The sequence below is a fragment of the Tamaricihabitans halophyticus genome, from assembly GCF_004340875.1.
In the GTDB taxonomy this organism is placed as follows: Bacteria; Actinomycetota; Actinomycetes; order Mycobacteriales; family Pseudonocardiaceae; genus Tamaricihabitans; species Tamaricihabitans halophyticus.
On the sequence record NZ_SLXQ01000001.1, the window covers coordinates 821,059 to 845,633 of the forward strand.

The 24,575-nt window shown below is 66.9% G+C and carries 20 protein-coding genes; 8 read left to right on the top strand and 12 right to left on the bottom strand.

Annotation, left to right across the window (positions count from 1 at the left end; all coding sequences use genetic code 11):
• Nucleotides 1-114 precede the first annotated feature (114 nt).
• A complete protein-coding gene (locus EV191_RS03905; RefSeq protein WP_132875394.1) occupies nucleotides 115-1,353 on the bottom strand; it encodes an NAD(P)/FAD-dependent oxidoreductase in 1,239 nt (412 codons plus the stop codon).
• 49 nt (nucleotides 1,354-1,402) lie between these two features.
• Nucleotides 1,403-2,599: a hypothetical protein gene (locus tag EV191_RS03910; protein WP_243658735.1), complete on the bottom strand. Its 1,197-nt coding sequence runs from the start codon at nucleotides 2,597-2,599 to the stop codon at nucleotides 1,403-1,405.
• Nucleotides 2,600-2,797: 198 nt separating this feature from the next.
• Between EV191_RS03910 and EV191_RS03915 the strand changes: the two genes are divergently transcribed.
• Entirely contained in the window at nucleotides 2,798-3,550 is a 753-nt protein-coding gene (locus EV191_RS03915) for a MerR family transcriptional regulator (protein ID WP_132875395.1), read from the top strand.
• A 33-nt stretch (nucleotides 3,551-3,583) separates the two neighbouring features.
• Here EV191_RS03915 and EV191_RS03920 read toward each other — a convergent pair whose 3' ends face one another.
• Together EV191_RS03920 and EV191_RS03925 are read right to left on the bottom strand one after the other, a co-directional pair.
• Nucleotides 3,584-4,273, bottom strand: a complete 690-nt coding sequence (locus EV191_RS03920; RefSeq protein ID WP_132875396.1) for a hypothetical protein — start codon at nucleotides 4,271-4,273, stop codon at nucleotides 3,584-3,586.
• Between the two features lie 167 nt (nucleotides 4,274-4,440).
• A complete protein-coding gene (locus EV191_RS03925; RefSeq protein ID WP_132875397.1) occupies nucleotides 4,441-6,741 on the bottom strand; it encodes a sodium-translocating pyrophosphatase in 2,301 nt (766 codons plus the stop codon).
• Nucleotides 6,742-7,001: 260 nt separating this feature from the next.
• Between EV191_RS03925 and EV191_RS03930 the strand changes: the two genes are divergently transcribed.
• Nucleotides 7,002-9,380 carry a DEAD/DEAH box helicase gene (locus EV191_RS03930; protein WP_132876131.1) on the top strand — a complete coding sequence of 793 codons (2,379 nt, stop codon included), beginning with the start codon at nucleotides 7,002-7,004 and terminating at the stop codon, nucleotides 9,378-9,380.
• Here the strand turns inward: EV191_RS03930 and EV191_RS03935 are convergent.
• From EV191_RS03935 to ssd, 8 genes are all read right to left on the bottom strand, one after another.
• Nucleotides 9,353-10,021 (bottom strand): bifunctional DNA primase/polymerase, encoded by a 669-nt coding sequence (locus EV191_RS03935; RefSeq protein ID WP_132875398.1) that lies wholly within the window; start codon nucleotides 10,019-10,021, stop codon nucleotides 9,353-9,355. The two genes, EV191_RS03930 and EV191_RS03935, sit on opposite strands and share 28 nt — an antisense overlap.
• A gap of 300 nt (nucleotides 10,022-10,321) precedes the next feature.
• On the bottom strand, nucleotides 10,322-10,720 hold the full coding sequence (locus EV191_RS03940) for an Rv3654c family TadE-like protein (protein WP_165912811.1): 399 nt from the start codon (nucleotides 10,718-10,720) through the stop codon (nucleotides 10,322-10,324).
• The gene (locus EV191_RS03945) at nucleotides 10,717-11,085 is read right to left on the bottom strand and encodes a TadE family type IV pilus minor pilin (RefSeq protein ID WP_132875399.1); all 369 of its coding nucleotides are present in this window, start codon (nucleotides 11,083-11,085) and stop codon (nucleotides 10,717-10,719) included. Before EV191_RS03945 ends, EV191_RS03940 begins: the two co-directional genes overlap by 4 nt.
• Nucleotides 11,085-11,273 carry a DUF4244 domain-containing protein gene (locus tag EV191_RS03950; RefSeq protein ID WP_132875400.1) on the bottom strand — a complete coding sequence of 63 codons (189 nt, stop codon included), beginning with the start codon at nucleotides 11,271-11,273 and terminating at the stop codon, nucleotides 11,085-11,087. Before EV191_RS03950 ends, EV191_RS03945 begins: the two co-directional genes overlap by 1 nt.
• Nucleotides 11,274-11,322: 49 nt before the next feature.
• Nucleotides 11,323-12,060 carry a type II secretion system F family protein gene (locus tag EV191_RS03955; RefSeq protein WP_243658736.1) on the bottom strand — a complete coding sequence of 246 codons (738 nt, stop codon included), beginning with the start codon at nucleotides 12,058-12,060 and terminating at the stop codon, nucleotides 11,323-11,325.
• Nucleotides 12,057-12,881, bottom strand: coding sequence for a type II secretion system F family protein (locus tag EV191_RS03960; protein ID WP_132875401.1), 825 nt, complete (start codon nucleotides 12,879-12,881; stop codon nucleotides 12,057-12,059). Before EV191_RS03960 ends, EV191_RS03955 begins: the two co-directional genes overlap by 4 nt.
• Nucleotides 12,875-14,065 carry a TadA family conjugal transfer-associated ATPase gene (locus EV191_RS03965; RefSeq protein WP_132875402.1) on the bottom strand — a complete coding sequence of 397 codons (1,191 nt, stop codon included), beginning with the start codon at nucleotides 14,063-14,065 and terminating at the stop codon, nucleotides 12,875-12,877. Before EV191_RS03965 ends, EV191_RS03960 begins: the two co-directional genes overlap by 7 nt.
• On the bottom strand, nucleotides 14,065-15,270 hold the full coding sequence (ssd, locus tag EV191_RS03970; protein WP_132875403.1) for a septum site-determining protein Ssd: 1,206 nt from the start codon (nucleotides 15,268-15,270) through the stop codon (nucleotides 14,065-14,067). Before ssd ends, EV191_RS03965 begins: the two co-directional genes overlap by 1 nt.
• Before the next feature lie 818 nt (nucleotides 15,271-16,088).
• Between ssd and EV191_RS03975 the strand changes: the two genes are divergently transcribed.
• The 6 genes from EV191_RS03975 (at nucleotide 16,089) to EV191_RS04000 (ending at nucleotide 24,575) form a co-directional block, all read left to right on the top strand.
• Nucleotides 16,089-16,892 (top strand): HAD family hydrolase, encoded by an 804-nt coding sequence (locus EV191_RS03975; RefSeq protein WP_132876134.1) that lies wholly within the window; start codon nucleotides 16,089-16,091, stop codon nucleotides 16,890-16,892.
• A 767-nt stretch (nucleotides 16,893-17,659) separates the two neighbouring features.
• On the top strand, nucleotides 17,660-19,375 hold the full coding sequence (locus tag EV191_RS03980) for a glycoside hydrolase family 3 protein (protein WP_243658805.1): 1,716 nt from the start codon (nucleotides 17,660-17,662) through the stop codon (nucleotides 19,373-19,375).
• A gap of 8 nt (nucleotides 19,376-19,383) precedes the next feature.
• Nucleotides 19,384-20,676: an exo-beta-N-acetylmuramidase NamZ family protein gene (locus tag EV191_RS03985; RefSeq protein WP_243658737.1), complete on the top strand. Its 1,293-nt coding sequence runs from the start codon at nucleotides 19,384-19,386 to the stop codon at nucleotides 20,674-20,676.
• Nucleotides 20,677-20,686: 10 nt separating this feature from the next.
• Nucleotides 20,687-22,456 carry a serine hydrolase domain-containing protein gene (locus EV191_RS03990; RefSeq protein ID WP_424565423.1) on the top strand — a complete coding sequence of 590 codons (1,770 nt, stop codon included), beginning with the start codon at nucleotides 20,687-20,689 and terminating at the stop codon, nucleotides 22,454-22,456.
• A 266-nt stretch (nucleotides 22,457-22,722) separates the two neighbouring features.
• The gene (locus tag EV191_RS03995; RefSeq protein WP_132876137.1) at nucleotides 22,723-23,637 is read left to right on the top strand and encodes a MurR/RpiR family transcriptional regulator; all 915 of its coding nucleotides are present in this window, start codon (nucleotides 22,723-22,725) and stop codon (nucleotides 23,635-23,637) included.
• A complete protein-coding gene (locus tag EV191_RS04000; RefSeq protein WP_132875405.1) occupies nucleotides 23,634-24,575 on the top strand; it encodes an N-acetylmuramic acid 6-phosphate etherase in 942 nt (313 codons plus the stop codon). Before EV191_RS03995 ends, EV191_RS04000 begins: the two co-directional genes overlap by 4 nt.

The window sequence follows — 24,575 nt, forward strand, 5'->3', positions numbered from 1 at the left end:
CTCTGCTATGACCTCTCCCCCACCTCACGGCGGGGGGCACCCCCACCTCCGCCTTGCGATGCATCCACCTGGATCACCGAAATCCGCTAACGAACCCCTAACTCAGGACACTAGTCACCCGCCCTGCGCGGCGGCGGCCAGTCCCGCGTAGTAGTCCTGGTACACCCCGCGAGCCGCATGCTCGGCCTGCGCCCAGGTCCAATCCGCGGACATGAACCTGCGCGGGCTCAGCGAGGCCACATACGGTGAGGGATCGGGCCGCATACTCGCCAGCACGTGTTCGGCCAGCCCAGCCGAGCCGGATACGCCATGCGCATTGCAGCCGGCGGCGAACACGAAGCCACGCAGCCCGGGTACCGGCCCGACGACGAACCGGCCGTCCGGGGTGAACGCCGGCCAGCCACGGAACACCTCGCGCGGTCCGGCCTCGGCCGTGCCGGGCAGCAGCTCGGCCAGGTCGCCGGCGAACCCGGCGAGCACGTCCCAGTCCGGCGGGCACGGCCAGAGCCCGCCACCGGTCAGCTCGCGCGGATCACGACTGTCCGCGTTCGCCTCCCAGCCCCCGCAGAGCACACCGGAGATCTCGGCGCGCACGTACAGTCGGGCATCCGGGATGCGCAGCACGGGCAGTTCCGGATGCCAACCATCCACTGGTTCAGTGACGTAGTACTGATGGCGTACCGGGACGATCGGCAGGTCCAGCCCGACCATCGCGGCGATCCGGTGTGCCCACGGACCGGCCGCGTTGATCACCGTTTCGGTACGTATCTCACCCGCATCCGTGCGAACCCCGCATACCGCGCCATCGCGCACGGCTATCCCGCGGACCGGGGCGTGTGGCACCAGCCGTACGCCGCGATCGCGCGCGGCCCGCGCGTATGCGGTGGTCAAGCTGTGCGGCTGGAGATAGCCGTCGGTGGGACAGTGCAGCGCCGCGCGCACGCGGCTGGTATCGATGCCGGGCACCAGCTCGGCGAGCCGGGCAGGGGCGAGGAATTCCACTCCTAGCCCGACCGATTCGGCGACCGCGGCCATCCGGTGGAACTCCTGCTCCCGTGGCTCGGTGTAAGCGATCCGGATGCTGCCGGTCTGCCGCCAGTCCACCGGATACCCGGTTCGCCGGGCGAAGTCGGTGAACAGCCGCACGCTGGCCATGGCCAGCCGGGTGCGTTCCGCGCTGGTACGCACCTGGCCGACCAGGCCGGCGGCCTTACTGGTGGTCGCACCGGCCAGCTCGCCGGCTTCGAGCAGCTGGACGTCGGTGTATCCCGCCTCGGCGAGGTGGTAGGCGACGGCGCAGCCGATCGCGCCGCCGCCGATGATGGTGAACTCAGCGTCCCGCAAGGTGTCCATCTGGCCACTAAGCCATATGAACCCGCTAACGGTCTAGACCCTTTTCGGTTCACATGGCGTTCGGGATACCGATGACCGCGCGGTTGTTCGGGTACTCGGTGAGCGACCAGACGTGTCCGTCGGCCGGGTCGTAGCTGAGATCCTCGATCCCCTCCGGCACGCGCGAACTGGAGCTTTCCTGGTCCACCTGCGCCTTGTACAGGTAGCCGCGTTCGTTTTGTCCACGGCTGCTGGACATCAGGAAGGTGCCATCGGCCGAAACCCCGCCCTGCATGCTGATGTGCGGACTGGCGTACACGTTCTCCGGTTTGGTCACCCCGTTCTCGCCTTGGAGCTTGCCGGTGTTCGGGTCGAGCGGCCAGCGTGCCATCCGACCACCCGGCTCTTGCTCGTAGAAGAACTCGCCGGTGAGTAGCGATGCCGGCGAGGTGCTGCGGTCAAGACCGACCCAGGAGAAGCACAGCGGCGCGTCCTGGTTCGACGGCGGCGGGTTACAACTCCCCTTCTCGTCCTGGGTGAACGAGCCGACCTGGGGCAGCACATAGCGGTAGTCGTAGGCGTAGTACTTCCCGTCCGAACCCTTGCCGATCTGGTTCTTGTCTGGATCGGCTTCGGTCTGCCAGAGGTGGTTCAGGTCGAAAACCCTTACGCCCCAACCGGTGTCCACCACGTACAGATAGTCGCCAACCCAGGCGATCCCACCCGCGTGCACTTTGACCTGGGCGAAGTCATCCTCGGCGGTCGGTTCGACGAGCAGCAGATGCCGATACTTCGGCGCCTGGGGGTCGTTGTAGTCGACCAGTGACACTCGCGCACCCTTATCGCCCTTGTGGTACCAGCTGGTGAACATCGCGCGCTGGCCTTCGTACTCACCGCTCGGGTCGGCATCCCAGGAGCCGCTGATTCCCTGCGGGTACCACTCGCTGGTGGCGTCATCGCCGTCGTTCCAGCAGAAGCCGACCGCGCCGTCGATGCCGGTGTCTTTGCAAAGATCACTGCCGTCCCGGTTCGCGTCCGCGAGAACATCGCCAAAGGAGGCTTTGGGCAGTAGCTTGTCCAGATTCTCCACACGCGGCTGGTACTCCGCGAAACTGTCCTTTTCGGCCAGTTGGAACGGCGATTTATCGATCTCGGTAAGTGTGTCCGCGGCCGCTGGCGCGGCTGGCACGGTTTGCGCGGTTGCCAGCACTAGGCCCGTAGCGAGCAGTCCACTCGCCAAGGCCCTGAACACGATTTTTCGGCGCATGTCGGCGCCCCCTCCAGACCTGGTGAACGCAAAATTGTGACCCGCTGACTGACGCTAGCAGCGCAGCGTGCACTCGCTAGCGCAAAACTACGGAAATTGCCTGCGAGAAAACCCTTGAAGTTGACGCGACGTCAATCTCTACTGTTACTAAGTGCCGGACGGAAAGACCGCCCGGATGAACGGCGGGAGGTGTCCACAATGGCCTGGTCAACGGCGGAAGTCGCGAAGCTGGCCGGGGTCACCTCGCGAACACTGCGGCATTATGACGAGATCGGCCTACTCCGGCCGGCTTTCGTCGGCAGCAACGGCTACCGGTACTACGAACAGGAGCAGTTGCTCGAGCTGCAACAGATCATGGTGTTGCGGGAACTCGGCCTTGGCCTCGATGCGATCGCCGAGATTCGCGCCCAGCAGACGAGCCAGCTGGAGGCATTGCGCCTACACCACAAGTGGCTGATCGCCGAACGCGATCGGTTCGCGGATCTGGCCAAAACCGTCGAGAACACCATCCAGGAACTGGAAGGAGGGGACACCGTGTCCACGGAAAACCTGTTCGTCGGGCTCGACCGGCACTCCGAGCAGGCGCACCGTCTGGCTGAAGAGGCGGAACAGCGCTGGGGTGGGGCAATCGAGTCGCACTCGAAGGTCAAGGGCTGGTCGGACGAGAAGTGGCAGGCCGTGCAGCAACAGGGGCACGACGCCACGGTCCACATCGCCGAGCTGATGCGCGAGGGGGTGCGGGCGGATGACCCGCGCACCATCGAGGCGGTCGATGCGCACTACAAGTGGATCTGCCACCACTGGACGCCGACGAAGGAGGCCTACATCGGCCTCGGTCGTGTCTACGTCGATGAACCGCGGTTCGTCGAGACGTTCGACCAGATCGCCGAGGGGCTAGCCGGCTACCTCTGCGAGGCGATTGCCGCCTACGCACAGGAGCGGCTGAGCTAACCCGATGTGTCCAGTAACGGCAACTCGGGGGAACTAGTTGCCCGGGGGCGGCGGCTGATCCGCGCCGCCTCCGGGCTGCCCCGGTTGTTGCTGTTGTTGCTGTTGTTGCTGCTGGGCCGCCTCGGCAAGCGCCTGACAGTTCGGCGCATGCTGGGCGGCCGAAGCGAGCGTCTTGTTGTCCTGCAATTCAGTAAAGGGCTGCTGCAGATCCACCTTGCCCAGCTCTTGATTCGCCGACTGCACCGCTTGCATAGTCGCCTGCGGGTCATCCGTCGATGCATCGTCTACAGTAGACTTCGCTGAGGTCGCGGTGCGCTGCAATTCGCCATAGGACTCGCGAACGCCAGAAGCGAGCCGGTCGCCGCCCTCGAGCGGCGAAGGACCAAGTTCGTCCATGTCCGACACGATCTTGCCGGCGCTTTTCGTCACGGTGCCGAGCATGCCGCTCATCTGCTGTTTGACCTCAGCAGGATCCTGCGACTGAGGCTGCTCAATTCCCTGCATTGCCTGGGCGAATCCACCCATACTTCCGCAGAATCCGTCGATCCACTTCGTTCCCGCTTCGGGCTGTGCGCTGCCGGACGGCTCGCTCGCTGGCGACGAGGGCTCGCCCTGGTTGGTGTCTTGCTGCTGTCCCGCGTTGTCGTTCGCCTCGGAACACCCACCGATTGCCAGCGCCATGCTGGCCGCCGCGGCTGCCAGGAACGTGCGGCGAAGCCGCATACGAAACCTCCGTACATCGTTGCTGCGGTCTTCGGCCGACCGTACTCCTCGCCCAACGGGCCAGCACGGCCGCCCGGTGACGCACCCGTACGCGACCGGATACCTGATCCGCGCACAGCTGGGGCCCGCCGCGATTACCGCGACGGGCCCGTAGCCGTTTCGTTCCGCTAGCTGGCGCCCGCGGTCTGCTGCTCGGCTGGATTGTCCGTCATCGTCGAGCCGCGGCGCTTGGACACCACGATCGACGTGACGATGATCAGCACGGCAACCACCGCGATGGCGATCCGGATCGGGTCAGAGGCGCTGTCGCCGACCGTGAGGGTCACGACGGCGGGCGCGACCAGCACCGACACCAGGTTCATCACCTTCAACAGCGGGTTGATCGCCGGGCCAGCGGTGTCCTTGAACGGGTCACCAACGGTATCGCCGATCACCGTGGCTTCGTGGGCTTCGGAGCCCTTACCACCGTGGTGGCCGTCCTCAACCAGCTTCTTCGCGTTGTCCCAGGCACCACCGGAGTTGGCCAGGAAGATCGCCATCAATACACCGGAAGCAATCGCGCCGCCGAGATAGCCGGCGAGCGCACCGGTACCGAGCCCGAAACCGACCGCGATCGGCGCGAACACCGCGAGCAGTCCCGGAGTGGCCAACTCGCGCAGCGAGTCGCGGGTGCAGATGTCCACCACCCGTGCGTAGTCCGGCCGCTCGGTGCGGTCCATGATCCCCGGCTTTTCCTTGAACTGCCGGCGAACCTCGAAGACCACCGCACCCGCGGCGCGGGAGACCGCGTTGACCGCAAGCCCAGAGAACAGGAACACCACCGCGGCGCCGATGATGACACCAACCAGCACGTTCGGGGCGATGATCTCGTAGCCGAACGATGCGGTCAGATCACCCATGTTGCCGATACTGGCCAGGGTGTCGGTAATCGCCTGCTGATAGGAACCGAACAGTGCGGTCGCCGCCAGCACCGCGGTAGCAATCGCGATGCCCTTGGTGATCGCCTTGGTGGTGTTACCAACGGCGTCCAACTCGGTCAGGATCTGTGCGGCGTCCTCGTCCACGTCGCCGGACATCTCCGCAATCCCCTGCGCGTTGTCCGAAACCGGACCAAAGGTGTCCATCGCGACGATGACGCCGACCGTGGTCAGCAGGCCACAACCGGCCAGCGCGATCGCGAACAGCGCGACAAGGATCGACCCGGAAAGCAGGAACGCCCCGTACACCGCGGCACCGATCACGATCGCGGTGTAGACCGCGGATTCGAAACCGACCGAGATACCGGACAGGATGACCGTGGCCGCGCCGGTCCGCGAGCTCTCGCCCACATCCTTGACCGGCTTGTACTCGGTGCCGGTGAAGTACCCCGTCAGCCAGAGGATCACGCCAGCAAGCACGATGCCGATGATGACCGCGACCGCGGCGATCACCGCCGGGCTACCGGACAGCTCGTTCATCGCCGAGCCAGTGAGGTCGGCGAAGGAGCTCGGCAGGTAGACAAAGGCCGCGACGGTGCACAGCACGGCCGAGATCACCGCGGAGATGTAGAACGCGCGGTTGATCGTGGTCAACCCGCTCTCGCCGGATTTCGCCCTGGTGATGTACACGCCGAGCACGGCGGTGAGCACACCGATGGCGGGCACGATGAGTGGGAAGAGCAGGCCTTCGGTGCCGAATGCGGCACTACCTAGGATCAGTGCGGCGACCAGGGTTACCGCGTAGGACTCGAACAGGTCCGCGGCCATGCCGGCGCAGTCGCCGACGTTGTCGCCCACGTTGTCCGCGATGGTGGCCGCGTTGCGCGGGTCGTCCTCCGGGATGCCCTGCTCGACCTTGCCGACCAGGTCGGCGCCGACGTCCGCGGCCTTGGTGAAGATACCGCCGCCGACACGCATGAACATGGCGATCAGCGCGGCACCGAAGCCGAAGCCTTCCAGTACCTTGGGTGCTTCGCCGGCGTAGACCAGCACGACGATCGCCGCGCCGAGTAGGCCAAGCCCGACCGTGCTCATACCGACCACACCGCCGGTACGGAAGGCGAGTTTCATCGCCTTCTCCCGACCGTTCGGCTCCCGCGAAGCGGCGGCCACCCGAAGGTTGGATTGTGTTGCAAGCCACATACCGAGATAGCCGATAGCGAACGAGAACACCGCGCCGACAAGGAAGAAGAGCGAACGCCCGATGCGTTCGCTCACCGTCTCCGCCGGCAAGGCGAACAGCAGTAGGAACACGATCGACCCGAAGATCGACAACGAATTCCGCTGCCGTTTGAGGTATGCGGCCGCGCCCTCCTGCACCGCCTTCGCAATTTCCTGCATCTTCGAGGTGCCCTGGCCGCTTGCCAGTACCTCCCTGAGCAGGGCGAAGCCGACGACCAGGGCGGCTAGAGCAATGGCGGCGACCACGATGACTACACCGCGATCTCCGCCGGATAGCTCGAGCCCCTCCGCGAGGAACTGCCCGGACATCCGTCCTCCTGATGAATTGGCGTTCGTGGCACCATTCGGCGGTACGGAAAGTCCGTCGTGTCTGGCACCACAATTGTGCGACTTCGGCGGAGTCTATTGGTATCTGATCAGCGCCCTGACAAGCGTCCCCATCCGGCTACCGTAGGTCACGATTCGATGTCCTTTGTGTGGCGCGCGTAACCAACCCGCTGGACGGTTGCGCGGGTGCCGAATCGGTCAAGCTCGGCGGACTCGACAGTGCGGTATGCGAAGCTCGCGGGGTGGCTGACGCGAGTGATGTGCTGCTCGACCGGGTACTGGCGGGCACCCCGAAAGCCGAGAGCCCGCTTCGGCATCGGGCCGACCTAGCGGCGCACTCGGCGCAGTTCGCGGACTGGCCGGAGTGGGCACCGGCCGAGGTCGTGCATGCCCTGCGGGAAACCGGTATTTCCCGGCCGTGGACCCATCAGGCGCGGGCGGCCTCGCTGGCCTGGTCTGGCGAGCACGTGGTGCTGTCCACCGGTACCGCATCCGGGAAATCACTCGCCTACCAGTTACCGGTACTGTCTACATTGGCCACTACGCGGGGCGCGACCGCGCTGTACCTTTCGCCGACGAAGGCACTCGCCGCGGATCAGTTGCGCGCGGTGCAGGGCCTTTCGCTGCCCGAGGTGCGGGCGGCTTCGTATGACGGGGATACGCCACACGGGGAGCGCGACTGGGTGCGCGCACACGGGCGATGGGTGTTCAGCAATCCGGATATGCTGCACCGCTCGATCCTGCCGAGGCACGACCGGTGGGCGCATTTCTTTCGGCGACTCGCCTACATCGTGGTTGACGAATGCCACGCTTACCGTGGGGTGTTCGGCTCGCATGTCGCGCTGCTGTTGCGCCGGCTGTACCGGATCGCCCGCCGGTACGGGGCAAGTCCGGTATTCGTGCTCGCCTCGGCCACGGTCGCGAACCCGGCTGATTCGGCCGGCCGACTGTCCGGTGTGGAGTGTACGGCGGTTGCCGAGGACGGCTCGCCGCGTGGCGCGCGCACGCTGGCGCTGTGGGAACCACCGTTGCTCGAGCTGACCGGTGAGAACAATGCGCCGGTGCGTCGTTCGGCCGGCGCCGAGGCGGCGCGGATCATGGCGGACCTGGTCGTCGAGGGGGCCCGAACGCTGTCCTTTGTGCGATCCCGACACGGCGCGGAACTGACCGCGCTCGGCGCACGTCGCCAACTCACCGAGGTCGATCCCGCGCTTGGCAAACAGGTCGCCGCCTATCGCGCTGGTTTTCTGCCGGAGGAGCGACGAGAACTGGAGCGTGCGCTGGATTCCGGCGAGTTGCTTGGGGTGGCAAGCACGAACGCGCTCGAGCTGGGGGTGGATATCACCGGGCTGGACGCGGTGATCGTCGCGGGCTATCCGGGCACGCTGGCTTCGTTCTGGCAGCAGGCCGGCCGCGCGGGGCGCGCGGGTGCCGGCGCGCTGGTGGTGTTCGTGGCCAGGGACGACCCGCTGGATACCTATCTGGTGCACAATCCGGGCGCGGTCCTGGACCGACCGGTGGAAGCGACCGTGTTGGATCCGACGAACCCGTACGTACTTGGCCCGCATCTGGCCTGCGCGGCCGCGGAGCAACCGCTGACCACGGGTTGTCTGGAGCCGTTCGGCGGGCAGGCCGCTCGTGCGGTGTTGGACGGTCTGGTCGCGGACGGGTTACTGCGCCGGCGCAAATCGGGGTGGTACTGGACATCCCGCGAGCGGCCACAACACGAGGTGGATATCCGCGGTTCCGGTGGCGATCAGGTCATGGTGGTCGAGGGGGATTCGGGGCGCATGCTCGGCACGGTCGACCTTGGCTCGGCCCCGAACCAGGTGCATCCCGGCGCGGTGTATCTACACCAGGGCGATTCTTATGTGGTCGATTCACTCTCGCTGGACGAGGGCCTAGCCCTAGTGCATGCCGAGGATCCAGAGTGGAGCACCGCGCCGCGCGAGGTCGTGGATATCGAGGTGCTGAACACCGCGCACACCGAGGAGTTCGACGGTGTTCGCGCCTGTATCGGCGAGGTCGGGGTGACTTCCCAAGTGGTTGGCTATCTGCGCCGGTTGCCTACGGGCGAAGTGCTCGACCAGATTCCGCTGGATCTGCCGGAACGCCGGCTGAACACCAGGGCGGTTTGGTACACGGTCAGTGAGGAGTTGTTGAACGGCAGCGCGCCAGGGGGCGCCGGCTTGATACCGGCGCGCATCCCCGGCGCGCTGCACGCTGCCGAGCACGCGGCGATCGGACTGCTACCGCTGTTCGCGACCTGTGACCGTTGGGACGTCGGCGGGGTTTCCACCGCGCTTCATGCTGACACCGGGGAGGCAACGGTGTTCGTGCACGATGGTCATCCCGGGGGAGCGGGGTTTGCCGACCGCGGCTTTGCCGCGCTCGTCCCATGGTTGGCCGCGACGCGGGAGGCGATCGCTTCCTGCGAGTGCCCGGCGGGCTGCCCGTCCTGCGTTCAATCGCCCAAATGCGGGAATGGCAATGAACCGCTGGACAAGGCGGGGGCCGTAGCCGTGCTGAACAGCGTGCTGCACGCCATGCGCGCGCACGATGCTGTCGGGGCCCAGCACGACTACTTGCACGATCACGCCTCGGCCGCTACCAAGCGCTGAACGCTTGCCAGATGGGCGGCTTCGTCGGTGATCGCATCGAGGAGCGCGGCATGCACAACGTGCGCTTCGGGTAGCTGCCAACCCCAGGTATCGGGCTTGACCCGCCAGTGCACGACGCCGTGCTCGAACGGTGTGGGCGGCAAGGGCACCCAGCTGCCCACACCGTGCCAGGTGACACCGGCCTGCTCGAGCAGGACCGGCTCGGGGGAAACACCTGACGCGGTGAGGAACAGCCAGCGGCCAGTCGGGGTAGCCACGATCGGTGCCGGTTGTCCGGTGGCCCGCAGTGCTTGTGCGGCGCGCTGACCGAACTGCGCGTCGACCTCTACGGCGTCGACGGCCGTGCCGGTCGCGACAAGCAGGCTGTACGGGTGACCAGACCACCACTGAGCGACCTGCTCGGGGGTCGCTCCCTGCCGGTTGGCCCAATCATCGTGAATCGGGGCTGGCCAACGCGACATCGCTCCCGGACGGCCCGCCCACTGCGTGCCGGTCCGGGGGCTGGAATTGGTCGGGTTGGTGTCCGTCGGGTAGCTGCCCGGAATTACCGGCCAGCCGCGGGAGGCGAACCCGATGGCCTCGGCGCGCAGTTCGATCCGAAATGCGCGCCGCCAACTATCCGACCAATCCGTCTCCAACATTGCTAGTACTGCCTTCCTCTCTTGAACCCTGGGCCCGGTTGAAACCCGAACTGCTGCTCGGCTGTCGGGTCTGTCGGGCTGTGGCGGGTATCTCGTCCGTTGCTTATGACTGAACTGCATCTTGCAATCGCTGGGTAGCCCCTTGTCGACAACTGGTAGTTGCTGAACGGCGAGCGCGCGCCGGAGGTATGGATGGACCGAACTGCAACCGGTAGTTGAGGTGCCGCTCGTCACCTCGTGTGGGTGGTCACTCTGCCGCTTATCGCGCCAAGTCGACCGCTGCTCGTGACTCGCTGCCAATCACCGTTCGGCCGGTCCGGCAATCGCCTTGGCGTTCGCTTCGCCGAAACCGGCGAGCCATCCCGGCGGCGCTACGGCGACCATGACCCTGGCATCCCAGTCCTGCAAATTGCAGGACGTCAGCCGCGCTTTCATCTGGTCGGTGACCCAGCGGGCCCGCGCGCAGGCCCGCTCGTCGCCGGAAACCGCGTGCGCGGCAGCCGCGAGCGCCGCAAGGTCGGCGGCGGCTTCGGCGCGATGTCGGCTGATGGCCGCCGCGCCCAACCATGCGACGAGCGTGGCCAGCGTGACGACCAGCGCGCAAGCCACCGCCGACCACACCACGGCAAACCCAGCATCCGGGTCGCGGCTGGTCGGCTCGCGCGGTGACGCCGCTGGGCCGGGCGATAGCGGGCTCACCGGTCGGCCGGTTCGGCGATCGCGTAGGCATCGGCCCGCAGCGTGATCCCCGGAAGGAGACCGGCAGCCGCCGGAGCGCGCACCTGTACCGAGATCTCCTCACCCGCGGTGTCGACCCGCAGCTCCGCCCCGGCGGGCGCGATCCGCTGGACCACCGATTCGGCTCGCGCACCGTCGCCCCTGGCGATCAGCCTGGCCGCCTCGCGTGCCGCGTCGGTACACCTGAGCTGGTCGGACAGGGCCACGATCCCGGCGAAGGCCAGGCCGAGCACGACGACAAGGGCGGATATGCCGATAGCGGCCTCGACGGTCACCGCGCCGCGATCCCTGGCCCCGCTGGATAGCGCACAGCCGGTCGCCGGCATCAGACACTCACCGAGATCGCCTGTTCGACCAACGAGGTGAGCGCACCAACGACCGAGTCACCGGTGACCACGGTGTAGAGGACCGCCGCAAAGGCAGCCGCCGCGATTGTCCCAATTGCGTATTCTGCGGTAGACATGCCTGTGTCGTCGTCACGGGCTCGGCGGATTCGTGCGATCAACGGATACATTGATTCTCCTTCTGTTCGTTACTCCACTATGGACAGTTGTGGTGGGGTGCTAACGCGCCACGACCGGCGCGAGCCCGCTGGCAAGGCCGATGATCACCGGGACGATGCCGAGGCAGAGAAAGGCAGGCAGGAAGCACAGGCCGAGCGGGCCGGTGATCAGCACCCCGGCGCGCTGAGCCGTTGCCTCGGCGGCCGTCGTTGCCTCGCCCCGTAGTCGCTCGGCCTGGGTCGCGGCTACCTCGGCAAGGGCGGTACCGGAACGCGCGGTCCGCCTGGCATTCCTGGCGAACGCGGCCGTCGCGGGCTGCTCTCGCGCCGGCCGCCAGGCACGTTCCGGATCGGCGCCGAGGGAAAGCTGTTCGGCGCAGGCATCCAGCGCGATAGCGGCACCGGGTGGCAGGGTGCCGGCGATCGCTCTGATCGCGGTCGGCACCGGTAGACCGGCGCGCAGGCAGGCGGCAAGCAGTTCCCAGGATGCGGCGATCCGTAGCTGGTCGGCCTGCGGGTGCCTGGCGGATGCGCCCGCCCTGGTAACCCATCGGCGCGCGCCCCACCAGGTCAGGGCCGTGACAAGCGGCGCCCACAGCCAGCCCGATGGCGGGCCGAGGAGAGCCAACACGCTCGCGCCGAGCCCAAGGCCGCAGGTGAGCGGCAGCCAACCGGTCGTGGCGACGCGCGTGCCAGTCCGGTTTCGCGCGCCGTGAATCCTGGTCATCCGGCTGGTCGCCGTTCGTGCCGCTGGATAGCTGAGCAGGGCGATGGCGATCAAGACGATCGATACCGTCATGACCGCACCAGCCGTTCGGTCAGCCGAGCGCTCCACAGCACGCCCGCGCAGGCGAGTGCCACCCCAACGGCCAACAGCACCTGCCCGACCGGGTTGGTGAGCAGTACGGCCATCGGCTCCGCGCCCATGGCCTCGCCGAGCAGCACACCAAGCGCGGGCAACCCGGCAAGGATCAGTGCGCTCGTTCGTGGACCGGCCAGCTGCGCATGTACTTTCCCGCTGAACTTGGCCTGCTGATCGAGGCAAACGCGAACCGCGGACACCACCTCGGCCAGCGGCAAGCCGTGCGCACGTACCAGCCGCCAGGCGTGAGCCAGCTGCTCATGGGCGGCGGCAAGGCCCGCATCCGGTGAGCCCACCTGCCCTAAGGCGACACCAACGTCGCCGCCGAGCCCGGCGGTACCCGCGATCGTGCGCATCGTTCGCGCGGCAGGCGGATGCGCGTCCACGGCAACGGAAGCAGCGGCCTGCGCGGGATGCGCACCGGCCCGCAGTTCCAGCGCCAGTGCGCGAATCGCTTCGGCCATCCCCTCTTGGGCGGCGAGAGTTGCCCGCAGTTTGCGACGGGTACGCCAGCGGTGGTTACCGGTCGCGGCGGCAAACGCGGCTGCCAGGCCGCCGCCGGGCCCGAGCAGCAGCCAGCCAACCAGGCAGGCCGCCACCACCGAGCTGACCGGGTATCCCTTGCGAACCAGCGCGAACATTGCGCCGCCGCGGATCCGGCTGGTGCCGCCCGTCAGGTTGCGCAACCTGGCTCGCGCTGGCGGTCCCGGCCAGCCGAGCAACGCGAGTCCCGCAATGGACAGAGAGCTGGTCAACACGTCGCGCCCCGGTCCGCCGCACGCGCCGCCCGTAAAAGATCGTCTAGCAGCGATCGTTCGACGGTCCAACGCGGTTGGCCATCCCCTGGTTGATCCCGCCACACTGGCCGGACCTGCGCCCTGCCCTGTTCCGCGCTGACCACACCTATCTCGGCCAGCCTGCGGATCCCATCCGCACGCCGCCGCATATGCAGCACGATCCGCACCGCCGCGGTCAGTTGGCTGTGCAAGGCGTCGCGACGCAACCCGCCAAGGGCGGCGAGGGCTTCCAGCCGTGCGGGTACTTCCTCGGGCGAGTTGGCATGCAAGGTGCCAGCGCCACCGTCGTGTCCGGTGTTGAGCGCGTTCAGTAGTTCAATGACCTCCGGGCCACGCACCTCGCCGACCACCAACCGGTCCGGGCGCATCCGTAATGCTTGCCGGACGAGGGCGCGAAGTCCTACCTCGCCGGCGCCTTCCACATTCGCCTGGCGGGCGATCAACCGGACGAACTGTGGATGCGCGGGGCGAAGCTCGCCGGCATCCTCCACGCAGACAACGCGTTCCCGCCCGGGGACCCTGGCAAGTAGGGCGGCGAGCAAGGTGCTTTTGCCGCTCCCGGTCGCACCGGTGACCAGGAAGGCGAGCCGGGCACCGACGATGGCATCGAGTATCTGCGCCAACTCGGTATCGAAGGTGCCGAGTACGTGCAGGGCGTCCAGATCGTGCGCGGTTGGCTGAAGCACCCGCAGGGACAGGCAAGTACCGTCCGCGGCGATCGGCGGTAATACCGCGTGCAGCCTGATCGTGCCGAATTCGCCACCGGGTAACCACCCGTCGACGAAGGGCTGGGCGTCGTCCAGCCGCCGACCAGCCGCGAGCGCGAGCCGACTGGCCAGCCGCCGAACGGCGGCCTCATCGGCAAAGCACACATCCGTACGCCGTAGTCCGGCGGTGCCATCCACCCAGACCTCGCCCGGCGAGGTGACCAGCACATCCGTCGTACCCGGCGCGCGCAACAGCGGTTCGAGCGGACCGAAACCGACGAACTCCTGCCGGAGTTGACGCATCGCCGCGAGCAAATCCGCATGGCCGACCAGCCCGCCCGTCTCGGTCCGGATCGCTTCCGCTACGCGCGCCGGGGTCACCGCGTCGCCGCCGTTGACCAGCCGGTCGCGCACCCTGTCCACGAGATCGGTGCGCATCAGCAGGCCCTTGCTCGTTCGGCCGGCTGACTGCGTGCCTCGGCGAGCACCGCGTTGGCCGCGACCGCCAGAGGTCCCCTGCGCCGGAACCGGATCGCGCCTTCTTCCAAGGTTTTCGGCAGGCCTACCTCGGCGCGCATGATTGCTACCAGTGGCGCGCCCACGGCTTCGGCGACTTCCAATGCTCGCAATCCGCCTGGCGCCGGCCCCCGGATCACCAGTCCGACCTTGGCTCCACGGTCGAGTAATCGCTTGACCGTGCGCCGCGCGGAAACCGAGGCGCGCACTTCCGCGGGAACGACCACGACCACCAGATCCGCCCGGTCCACCACCGCCCATCCCGCGGCTGAGCCGACTTCCAGATCTCGCGGTAGGTCGCAGATAACGGATTCGCCGCCCCGTCGGCCGGCTTCGACGACGGCCGCCACGGATTCGGCGTTCGGCCCGGCCGCGTCTCGGTCGCAGGAGAGCACGGCAAGCCGTCCGGCACCGTCGGAACGCACCGGTAGAGCGGAGCGCAACGCCTCCGCCGCGATCCGTCCCGCGGTGACTTGGAGCTCGGGCCAGCGCAGACCAACCTCGGCTTCGGCACCAAGTACCAGATCGAGCCCGCCGCCCGCGGGGTCGCAATCGACAACGAGCGCCTGGCCGCCGTCCCGCAGGACAGCCAAACCGAGTCCAGCGGCGAGCACGGAGGCACCGGCACCACCGCGCCCGCCAAGTACCGCGATCACCGAGCCGGTCCCCGCATCGCCTGCTTCCACGGAGTCCGCGAAGGCCGCGAGTAACTCGGATTCCCCTGCTGGCAGCGAAAGCACATCCTGCGCTCCGATAGCCACCGCGCTGCGCCAGGTCGCCGCCGATGGCCCACTGGTCGCCTCCGAATCGACAAGCAGTACCCGGTCTCGACGCGGCAACTTCGCCCGCCCACAGTCGTGCGCATGCTTACTGTCCAGCACGATCAGCGGCGCTCCCAGCCAGCGCGCCCGCGCCCCCTCGGCATCGGATGCGCGCAAGACCTCGCTGCCGGCGGCAGCTGCTATCCGTAATACCTCGTCGAGCAGAACGTCATCATCGACCAAAACCAGCGGGCGGGCACCTGCCCGGTCTTCTTGGCGTGGCGCGGAATCGACGGCACCGATCGCCGTGTGCTCGGGTGGCTTATCCGACTCCTCGGCGCTCCGTTCGGCCGGATGTGTTGGCATGACAGGCAATTGCTCCCCCAAGGTTTGGCCCACGGGTTTGGGTCCGTCGGTTTCGTGCTCGGTGGCGCCGGCGAGGCCGGGCCGGTAATTGCCAGGCTGCCGCGCGAGCCAAACCGAAACCAGCAGGCATGATCAACTTGTGGACAACTGGATCCGTTGTGGACAACTTCGGGCAGCTGGACTCCGGGAAAAATGTCGGTCCCACACGGAAAGATGGATAGGTGGGGGAGCCCCCTATGCGCGCGGGCGCGAAAGAGCACGGGAGAACGCGGTAGCGCACAGGAGAGTCAGGAATTCCTGGAAACCGCGGAAATGCGCAGCCAGCAGGGGCCGATCGAGCGCGCTACTAACCCTGCATCGGTCAAGCGCTTAACCCGAATGGGCTAGTTCAAATTCGTGCAAATGCAACAGAACCCACGTATGCCCGGTAAACGCCACCAGCCAGGAACCTGAACACCACAACGGGATAAGGGCGGCCCCCGCCAGGGGGGAGGGACGGGGGCCGCCAGAGGTTCAGTCCCGGGGGGTCGGACTGAACCGGCCCGGTATCAACCGGGTATATCCCACTGTAACCCCTGAATGCTGACTCGTCGCCTAGTTCGCGAAAAAGCCGCGAGCACTACTTTGCGTGGCATGTCTGGTAATCGTTTACGCCTGATATCTGCACATCAGTGACTACTAGACGTGCCCGAAAGGCCGTTGGTCGCCCTGCATATGCTGGCCGTGTGGTCAAGTTCAGCACCGACGCGGCAAGCCGATCCGGCGCGGCACCCAAGGGAGCACATTCCGAACAAAGCCCCGCTCCGGCCCGCCCGCCGATCGAACCGGCCAGCACGAACCGAGTCGCGGCGTTCTTCGACCTCGACAAAACGATCATCGCGAAGTCCAGCACGCTCGCCTTCAGCCGACCGCTGTTCAAAGAAGGCCTGATCAACCGGCGCGCGGTACTGAAAAGCGCCTACGCCCAGTTCATGTACGTACTCGCCGGCGCAGACTCCGACCAGACCGAACGCATGCGCGACTACATCACGCAGCTGTGCGGCGGTTGGGACGTTGCCCAGGTCCGCGCGATCGTCGAGGAGACCCTGCACGACATCGTGGACCCGCTGGTCTACGCCGAGGCGACCGAACTGATCGCTGAACACCAGGCAGCCGGCCATGACGTTGTCATTATCTCCGCAACAGGCGAGGAAATCAGCGCCCCGATCGCGCATATGCTCGGCGCCAGCCAGGTCATCGGCACCCGCATGGTGGTCGCCGACGGTAAGTACACCGGCGAGATCGAGTTCTACTGCTATGGCGAGAACAAGGCGAAGGCGATCGCCGAGCTTGCCACACGGCACGGCTACGACCTCGATGCCTGCCACAGCTACACCGACTCGAGCACGGACCTGCCCATGCTGGAAGCCGTTGGCCGGCCGTGCGCGGTCAACCCGGACAAGGCGCTACGCAAGGCCGCGCTCGAACGCGACTGGCCGGTACTCACCTTCAACAACCCGGTTTCCTTGCGGAACAAGGTCTTCTCGCCGTCCGGTACCGCGCTCGCGGTCACCGCGGTCGGACTCGGCGCGGTCGCCGCAGGCGCGACATGGTACGGGCTTTACCGGCGAAAGCGTAGATGAACGACGACCGACCACCCGCGCGGCGGGCAGCGCGTTCACTCACGCGGATTTCCCCTGCCACAACGGAGATCCACAACCACCGGGCGTAGCACTCCGAGGTCCACAACGTCTTTACCGGTGCACCCAACTGAGCTCTTGAAGTGACGGCGGTCACTGAAGTAGAAAGGAAGTGCGGACCTCTTGTCGGCCAGGGATCAAGCGAAGAGAAGCTTGCTCCACCCCGGCTAGGGCTCCGTGCGCGGACTCCGGAGCACCCACGCGCAGCACGCCGCGGGAGGCTTGTCGTCAAGGGGACTGCGTACCGGGACGCCGGGCGCCGAGTCCAGCAAGGTACGACACGAGTTGCACGCTTGGTAACCCGAGACGTCCGCGCGAGCAGGCGGCGCCCGCTGGCTTCGGCCACGGGCGCCGCCAGCGTTTAACCCCTTTTCCGCATTACCCCCAGGCGTGCACCGCACGGCGAATCCACCCGTACCCCGTGTTGACCAGACCATCCGCCGTAAGTAACTTACCGATATCCGCCGATATTCGGTGAGATGATCCCATCGCGGGATACACACCTGGTCCCCACGGAGGTTTCGGTGGCCCCTAGACACCGCCCCCTGACGTCTCGCACACCAGCGCGGGCAACGGTCCCTGCCCTGAAGGTACCTGCGTTGGGCGCGCTCGCCGCGCTGGCGATTACCACCGTGGCGGGAGCCGCGCCGGCTGGCGCCGCCCCCAACCAGGCCGCGCCGGCGAAACCCGCGAACAACGCGGAGCAGCAGATGAACGAGCAGCAGCGGATCGCCGACTGGGCCGAAGAAACCCTGCGCGGGATGACCCTGGAACAGAAGGTCGGCCAGCTCTTCGTGACCTGGGTGAACGGGCAGTCCGCGGACGAAGCGCATCCAAAGAACCCGGACGACTTCGGCGCCCGCACCGCGGCCGAGGTGGTCAAGAAGTACCACCTCGGCGGCGTTATCTACTTCAACAACGAAGACCGGGACAACGTCGAGTCACCGAAACAGATCGCGGAACTGTCCAACGGCCTACAGCAGGCAGCGAAGGACTCCGAGACCGGTGTGCCGCTGACCGTCACCATCGACCAGGAGGGCGGGACGGTCACCCGAATCGGCGCTCCAGCAACCGAATACCCCGGCGCGATGGCCATCGGCGCCGGACGCAACACCGACAACGCGGCAAGCGCGGCCACGATCAACGGGCGCGAACTGCGCGCCATGGGCATCAACCAGAACTACGCCCCCGACGCCGACGTCAACTCGAACCCGGTGAACCCGGTCATCGGGCTACGCTCGTTCGGTAGCGATCCGAAGCTGGTCGGCGACATGGTTGACGCCCAGATCCGCGGCTACCAGGAAGCGGGCACCGAAGGTGTTTCCGCCGCGGCCAAACACTTCCCTGGGCACGGCGACGCAGCCGTGGACAGCCACGACGAGCTGCCCCAGATCGACCGCACCGCCGAGGAATGGCGCAAGATCGACGCGCCGCCGTTCCGCGCGGCCATCGATGCCGGCGTGGACAACGTGATGTCCGCGCACATCACGTTCCCCAACCTGGACCCCTCCGGCGATCCGGCCACCCTCTCCAAGCCGATCCTCACCGGCCTGCTGCGTGAAGAACTCGGCTACGACGGCGTGGTCTCCACCGACGCGCTGGAAATGGAAGGTGTGCGCGAGCTGTACACCGATGCGGAGATCCCGGTACGCGCCCTCCAGGCAGGCGTCGATCAACTGGTGATGCCGGTCGACCTGGACCTGGCGGTCAACAGCGTGCTGGATGCGGTACGCGGTGGCGAGCTGACCGAGCAGCGAATCGACGAAAGCGCGCTGCGCATCCTGAAGCAGAAGGCAAAGCGCGGGGTCATCGAGAACCCCTTCGTGGACGTGGACGCCGTCGACAAGCTGGTCGGCAACCAGGAGAACATGGACGAGGTACAGCGCATCACCGATGCCACCACGACCGTGCTGCGCAACGACGAGGACCTGCTGCCGATCAAGGACAAGCCGGGGTCAGTACTGGTCGCCGGCTGGGAGAGCACCGCGCGCGGGGTCGCGGTGACCGAGGACCTCGCCGAGCACATCGGCGCACGGGGACCCGAGACAACCACGCTGACCACCGGCGCCGAGCCAACCGAGGAACAGATCAACGAGGCCGTAGCAGCCGCCGAAAACGTGGATACCGTGGTCGCGGTCGTCGGTAACGCGGCGAGTAGCCCCGGCCAGGTTGACCTGGTGAACCGGCTGGTGGAAACCGGCAAGCCAGTGATCACGGTGATCGCGGACGTGCCCTACGACGCCGGCTATCTGGACTCCGCGAAGACCGTGGTGACCGGCTACGGCTACAACAAGCCGACGCTGGAGGCCCTGACCAAGGTGCTCTTCGGCGAGACCGCGCCGCAGGGCAAACTGCCGGTGGAGATCCCGGACGGGGCCAACCCCGACCAGGTTCGCTATCCACTCGGTCACGGCCTCACCTGGTAGGAGCGGTCGTGAGCGCACATAACCGCAGACGATTCCTCGCCGGTTCGGCATTGGCCGCCGCCAGTGCCGTACCGGTGCTCGCCGGCAGTGCCAGCGCCAGTAACACCGGCCCCACCGGCAGTGCTCGGCGCCAGCTTGGCGGCACCATCCGCACCGGCGCGGACGTACTTGCCGCACAACGCTGGCAGCCGTTTTCCGGTACCCGGCTTGGCGTCTTCGCCAATCCCACCGCGGTGCTGGCCGATCTCACGCATATCGTGGACGATCTGGTCGCCGCGGATATCCGGCCGGTCGCCGCCTTCGGGCCCGAGCACGGCTTCCGGGGAACCGACCAGGCCGGCGGCTCCGAAGGCGATTACGTCGACCCGCGCACCCAGATCCCGGTTTACGACGCCTACCAGGTCACCGTGGACGATCTGGTGCGGATGTACCGCAAAGCCAACCTGGACACCGTCGTCTTCGACATCGCCGGTGTCGGCGCGCGGTTCTACACCTACATGTGGACGATGTATCTGGCGATGCACGCGGCGGCGAAGACCGGCGCTCGGTTCGTGGTACTCGATCGGCCGAACCCGGTTGGCGGGCGAGCCGACGGTCCACAGCTCGACCCCGAGTTCGCCAGTTTCGTTGGCATGAAACCGATCGTGCAACAACCCGGGATGACGCACGGCGAGCTGGCCAAGCTGTTCGCCGCGAAGTTCCTGCCCGAGGAACCCGGCTCCCCCGAGCTGTCCGCATTGGACGTGATCGAGGTCGAGGGCTGGCGGCCGGACCAGCTGTTCGCCGATACCGGTCTGCCCTGGGTGCCGCCAAGTCCGAATATGCCCAGCCCGGAAACCGCGCTCAGCTACCCGGGCACCTGCCTGTTCGAAGGCACCCTGCTCGCCGAGGGGCGCGGAACCACCCGGCCGTTCGAAACCATTGGGGCGCCCGGAATCGACTGGCGGTACGCCGAAGCGCTGAACGAGCTGGACCTGCCAGGCGTGCGCTTCCGGGAGGCCTACTTCGTACCCACATTCGGGAAATTCGCCGAGGAACTCTGCGGCGGCGTGCAGCTGCACATTACCGAACCAGCCGAGTTCACCGCCATCCCAACCGCGATCGCGATGATCGTCACCGCGAAGCGACTGCACCCGGACATCTTCGGCTGGCGGGACGACAACATGATCGACAAGCTGTTCGGCTCGGCCCGGCTTCGCTCGCAAGTGGACGCCGGTGCCGATACCGCGGAGATAGTCGGCTCCTGGCAAGCGGAACTGGACACGTTCCGTACGGAGCGCGAGCCATTCCTGAGCTACTAGTGAGGTGCCCATGGCACGCGGTACGGTCACGATCTCGGTTGCGCTACTCGGCTGCCTGATGCTGGGTTCCAGTGCGCTGGGTTCCAGTGCGCTGGCAACCACCCAGGAGGAACTGCCAGGCAGGTTCGACCAGCCACACACCGGATTCGCGCCAGCGGAAACCGTGCTGCGCCCTGGCACCCCGGAAGAAGTAGGCCTGGATCGGGCACCACTGGCGCGCGCCGCCGAACAGGTAGCCAGCTGGACCGAGCCAGCTCCGGACACCGGCCATCCGCTCTACTCCGGCGCCGTCACCCTGCTCGCCCACCAGGGCGTCGTCGTTGATCGGCAAACCAGCGGGAAAGCCCTGCGCTACGCGGATGCCGAGGGCACCGAGCTACCCCCGGCCGAACAGCTACCCATGCGGCCGGACACGATCTTCGATATCGCCTCCATCTCGAAGCTGTTCACCTCGATCGCGGTGCTCCAACTCGCCGAGAACGGCGCGCTGGACATCAACGAGCCAGTAGCCAGCTATCTGCCGGAATTCGGCGTCAACGGCAAGTCGGACATCACCGTCGAGCAGCTACTCACGCATACCTCCGGGCTGGAACCCACGCTCAATCTGTGGCGCGATTACCCGGACAAGCCGTCGCGGATCAACGCCGTGCTCGAGGTCGCGCCGCAGGAAAAGCCCGGCAGTGCCTACCTCTACTCGGACCTGAACCTGATCACGCTCGGCGTGCTGGTGGAACGCCGCTCCGGCAGCACGCTGGACGAATTCGTACGCGACCGGATCACCGAACCGCTCGCCATGACCGACACCGGGTACAACCCACCGGCAGACAAGCGAGATCGGATCGCCGCGACCGAGTACACCGCGGAACCGCCACGCGGCCTGGTGCACGGCGAGGTGCATGACGAGAATGCCTGGTCGCTCGGCGGGGTCGCCGGGCATGCCGGGGTGTTCTCCACCGCGACGGATCTGGCCAAACTCGGCCAGGCGGTGCTCAACGGTGGTAGTTACGCCGGCAACCGGATCCTGCGCCAGGAAACCGTCGAGCAGATGCTCACCAACTACAACCAGGAGTTCCCGGACGACTCGCACGGGCTCGGCTTCGAACTGGACCAGCGCTGGTACATGGGCGGGCTTAGCGCGCCAGGTACCGCGGGACATACCGGGTTCACCGGCACCAGCCTGGTGCTCGACCCCGCCTCCCGGTCGATCGCGATCCTGCTCACCAACCGGGTACACCCCAGCCGCGACTGGGGCTCGATCAACGAGGCGCGGGAAACCCACGCAAGCGGGCTGGCGGCCGCACTGGCGGTACCGCCCCGCCACGGGCCGGACAGCTGGCACAGCGCGCCGGGAAATTCGACCACTACGACACTGTCCACCGCCCGGCTGCCCGTCCAGGGCACACCCGAGGTGACCTTCGACGCTTTCATCGACAGCGAAAAGACCGACAAACTCACGGTAGCGGCCAGCACCGACGGTCAGCGCTGGCAACCGCTGGAGCTGGAAGCCACCGGACCGGGCGCACCGGAAGGCGGTAGCAAAACGTTATCCGGCTCTGGTCACCGTTCGTGGTGGAGCGTAAAAGCACGATTGGATCAGTACGATCCGCCAAATGGCGGCACATTAACTCTCCGTTGGCAATTTGCTACCGACGATCAATACACCGGACGCGGCGTGAATCTGGACGGCATCCAGGTAAAAGACGACTCCGGATTGATATTCGACGCCGAGCGGGACCCTCAGAAACTTGAACCAGAAGGATGGGTCACAACCAGCCGTTGACACTCTCCGCATTTGGGTACTACGAAAGTATTAGCTCAGATGAGCTAACAGTGCGTGTAGAACTGACGATATGTCCAGCAACATATTGAGTCCCGCGGTAGACCAAAAGCTCCGCGCCTTGGTCCAGCCGAGCGACGGAAGGGTTGTCCCGGTATGCTGGCTGTTAGTAAGTTTCCCACATGAGCGGTGGCACAGTGTTAGCTGATGAGCAATCCGCCGAACCCGCGCCGGCCGGGCAGCAGAGCGGACCAGCCAATGGCAGTCCCATGGAAGCGCAGCAACCGACGAGCCCACTGGTGCGAATCCGGTCGCTGCTGCCCGGGCTTGCCCGCGCCGAGCAACGCGTCGCGAAGGTCGTACTCGACAACCCCGCGGCGGTAGCCCGCAACAGCATCACCGAGGTCGCCGAGGCCGCTGGCACCAGCGAGACGACGGTGACCCGGTTCTGCAAGGCGATCGGCGTCGGCGGCTACCCCGAGCTACGCATCGCACTCGCCGCGGACACCGCCCGCTCGGAAGCACGCTCCGACCGCGACCTCGGCGGCGACATTGGCCCGGACGATGATCTGCGGCAGATCGTCGGCAAGGTCAGTTTCGCCGATGTGCACGCCGTCGAGGAGACCGCGCAGCAGCTCGATGTCGCGGTACTGGAACGCGTGGTGAACCTCCTGGCCACCGCCGGCAGAGTCGATGTGTACGGGGTGGGCGCAAGCGCTTTCGTCGCCGCCGACCTGCAGCAGAAACTCCATCGCATCGGGCGGATCAGCTTCTCCTGGAGCGATACGCACATCATGCTGACCTCGGCAGCCGTGCTCGGCTCGAACGATGTCGCGGTGGGTATCTCGCACACCGGGGCGACCGCGGACACCGTCGAAGCGCTGCGGGTGGCCCGCGAGCACGGGGCGACCACCGTCGCGTTGACCAACTTCCCCCGCTCCCCGATCGCCGAAGTCGCCGACCTGGTGCTCACCACCGCCGCGCGGGAGACCACCTTCCGCTCCGGTGCGATGGCCAGCCGGATCGCGCAGCTCACCGTGATCGACTGCTTGTTCATCGGGGTAGCGCAGCAACATATGGCCACATCGATGCGCGCGCTGGACGCGACGCGGGAGGCGGTAGGCACGCATCGCCTCGGCGTGCGCGCGGACGGACGCCGTAAACCAAAGGAGGGCGACAGATGACGGTGCCGCGCAAGGCGGTGTACGTCGATTCCCCAACCGAGATCCGGAATTCGCGCACCTTCGATATCGACGAGCTGTCCACTGAGGACATCCTGCGCAAGCTGAGCGATGAGGACCGGCTGGTGCCAAGCGCGGTCGCCGCGGTACTCGGCGAGCTCGCGGTGGCCGTCGATCTGGCCACCGAGGCACTGCGCGGTGGCGGTCGGGTGCACTACATCGGCGCGGGCACCTCGGGCCGGCTGGCCAGCCTGGACGCCGCCGAGCTCGCGCCGACCTTCAACGTTCCGGACGACTGGTTCCACGCGCATCACGCGGGCGGCCGAAACGCGCTGGCCAGCGCGGTCGAGGGCGCCGAGGACAACGCCGAAGCCGGCGCCGCCACGATGCGCGAGCACGTTCGAGCCGGCGACTTCGTGCTCGGGCTCACCGCGTCTGGGCGCACCCCTTACGTGCTTGGCGCGCTGCGCACGGCGCGGGAACTCGGGGCGCGCACCGGGCTGGTGTTCGGTAACCCCCGGCTGCGGGATTCGCTGGACGCCGAGGTGGACGTGCTGATCGCGCCGGATACGGGACCGGAGGCGATCGCCGGTTCGACGCGGATGAAGGCCGGTACCGCACAGAAGCTGATTCTCACCTCGTTCTCCACCGCCGTGATGATCAAACTCGGGCGGACCTATTCCAACCTGATGGTCAGCGTGCGGGCCACGAACGAGAAACTGCGCGGGCGCACCCAGCGCATCCTCGCCGAGGCGACCGGCCTCCCGATCGAGGAATGCGCGGCAACGCTGGAGGACGCGGGCGGCGATCTGAAGCTGGCGCTGGTCCAGCTGCTTTCCGGGGTGGAACTGCGCCAGGCGGATATCGCGCTGCACGAAGCCGACGGACACGTCCGCGAGGCGCTGGACTGGCTCAACAGCACCCCCAGCCAAACCCGCTGA

What these genes read in the sequence shown, in the direction of transcription:
- EV191_RS03980 (WP_243658805.1), top strand. Translation starts at nt 17,660, where the DNA reads ATGAACGAGCAGCAGCGGATCGCCGACTGGGCCGAAGAAACCCTGCGC.
- EV191_RS03910 (WP_243658735.1), bottom strand. Translation starts at nt 2,599, where the DNA reads ATGCGCCGAAAAATCGTGTTCAGGGCCTTGGCGAGTGGACTGCTCGCT.
- EV191_RS03925 (WP_132875397.1), bottom strand. Translation starts at nt 6,741, where the DNA reads ATGTCCGGGCAGTTCCTCGCGGAGGGGCTCGAGCTATCCGGCGGAGAT.
- EV191_RS03945 (WP_132875399.1), bottom strand. Translation starts at nt 11,085, where the DNA reads ATGCCGGCGACCGGCTGTGCGCTATCCAGCGGGGCCAGGGATCGCGGC.
- EV191_RS03935 (WP_132875398.1), bottom strand. Translation starts at nt 10,021, where the DNA reads ATGTTGGAGACGGATTGGTCGGATAGTTGGCGGCGCGCATTTCGGATC.
- ssd (WP_132875403.1), bottom strand. Translation starts at nt 15,270, where the DNA reads ATGCCAACACATCCGGCCGAACGGAGCGCCGAGGAGTCGGATAAGCCA.
- EV191_RS03920 (WP_132875396.1), bottom strand. Translation starts at nt 4,273, where the DNA reads ATGCGGCTTCGCCGCACGTTCCTGGCAGCCGCGGCGGCCAGCATGGCG.
- EV191_RS03915 (WP_132875395.1), top strand. Translation starts at nt 2,798, where the DNA reads ATGGCCTGGTCAACGGCGGAAGTCGCGAAGCTGGCCGGGGTCACCTCG.
- EV191_RS03955 (WP_243658736.1), bottom strand. Translation starts at nt 12,060, where the DNA reads ATGACGGTATCGATCGTCTTGATCGCCATCGCCCTGCTCAGCTATCCA.
- EV191_RS04000 (WP_132875405.1), top strand. Translation starts at nt 23,634, where the DNA reads ATGACGGTGCCGCGCAAGGCGGTGTACGTCGATTCCCCAACCGAGATC.
- EV191_RS03990 (WP_424565423.1), top strand. Translation starts at nt 20,687, where the DNA reads ATGGCACGCGGTACGGTCACGATCTCGGTTGCGCTACTCGGCTGCCTG.
- EV191_RS03905 (WP_132875394.1), bottom strand. Translation starts at nt 1,353, where the DNA reads ATGGACACCTTGCGGGACGCTGAGTTCACCATCATCGGCGGCGGCGCG.
- EV191_RS03950 (WP_132875400.1), bottom strand. Translation starts at nt 11,273, where the DNA reads ATGTATCCGTTGATCGCACGAATCCGCCGAGCCCGTGACGACGACACA.
- EV191_RS03995 (WP_132876137.1), top strand. Translation starts at nt 22,723, where the DNA reads ATGGAAGCGCAGCAACCGACGAGCCCACTGGTGCGAATCCGGTCGCTG.
- EV191_RS03965 (WP_132875402.1), bottom strand. Translation starts at nt 14,065, where the DNA reads ATGCGCACCGATCTCGTGGACAGGGTGCGCGACCGGCTGGTCAACGGC.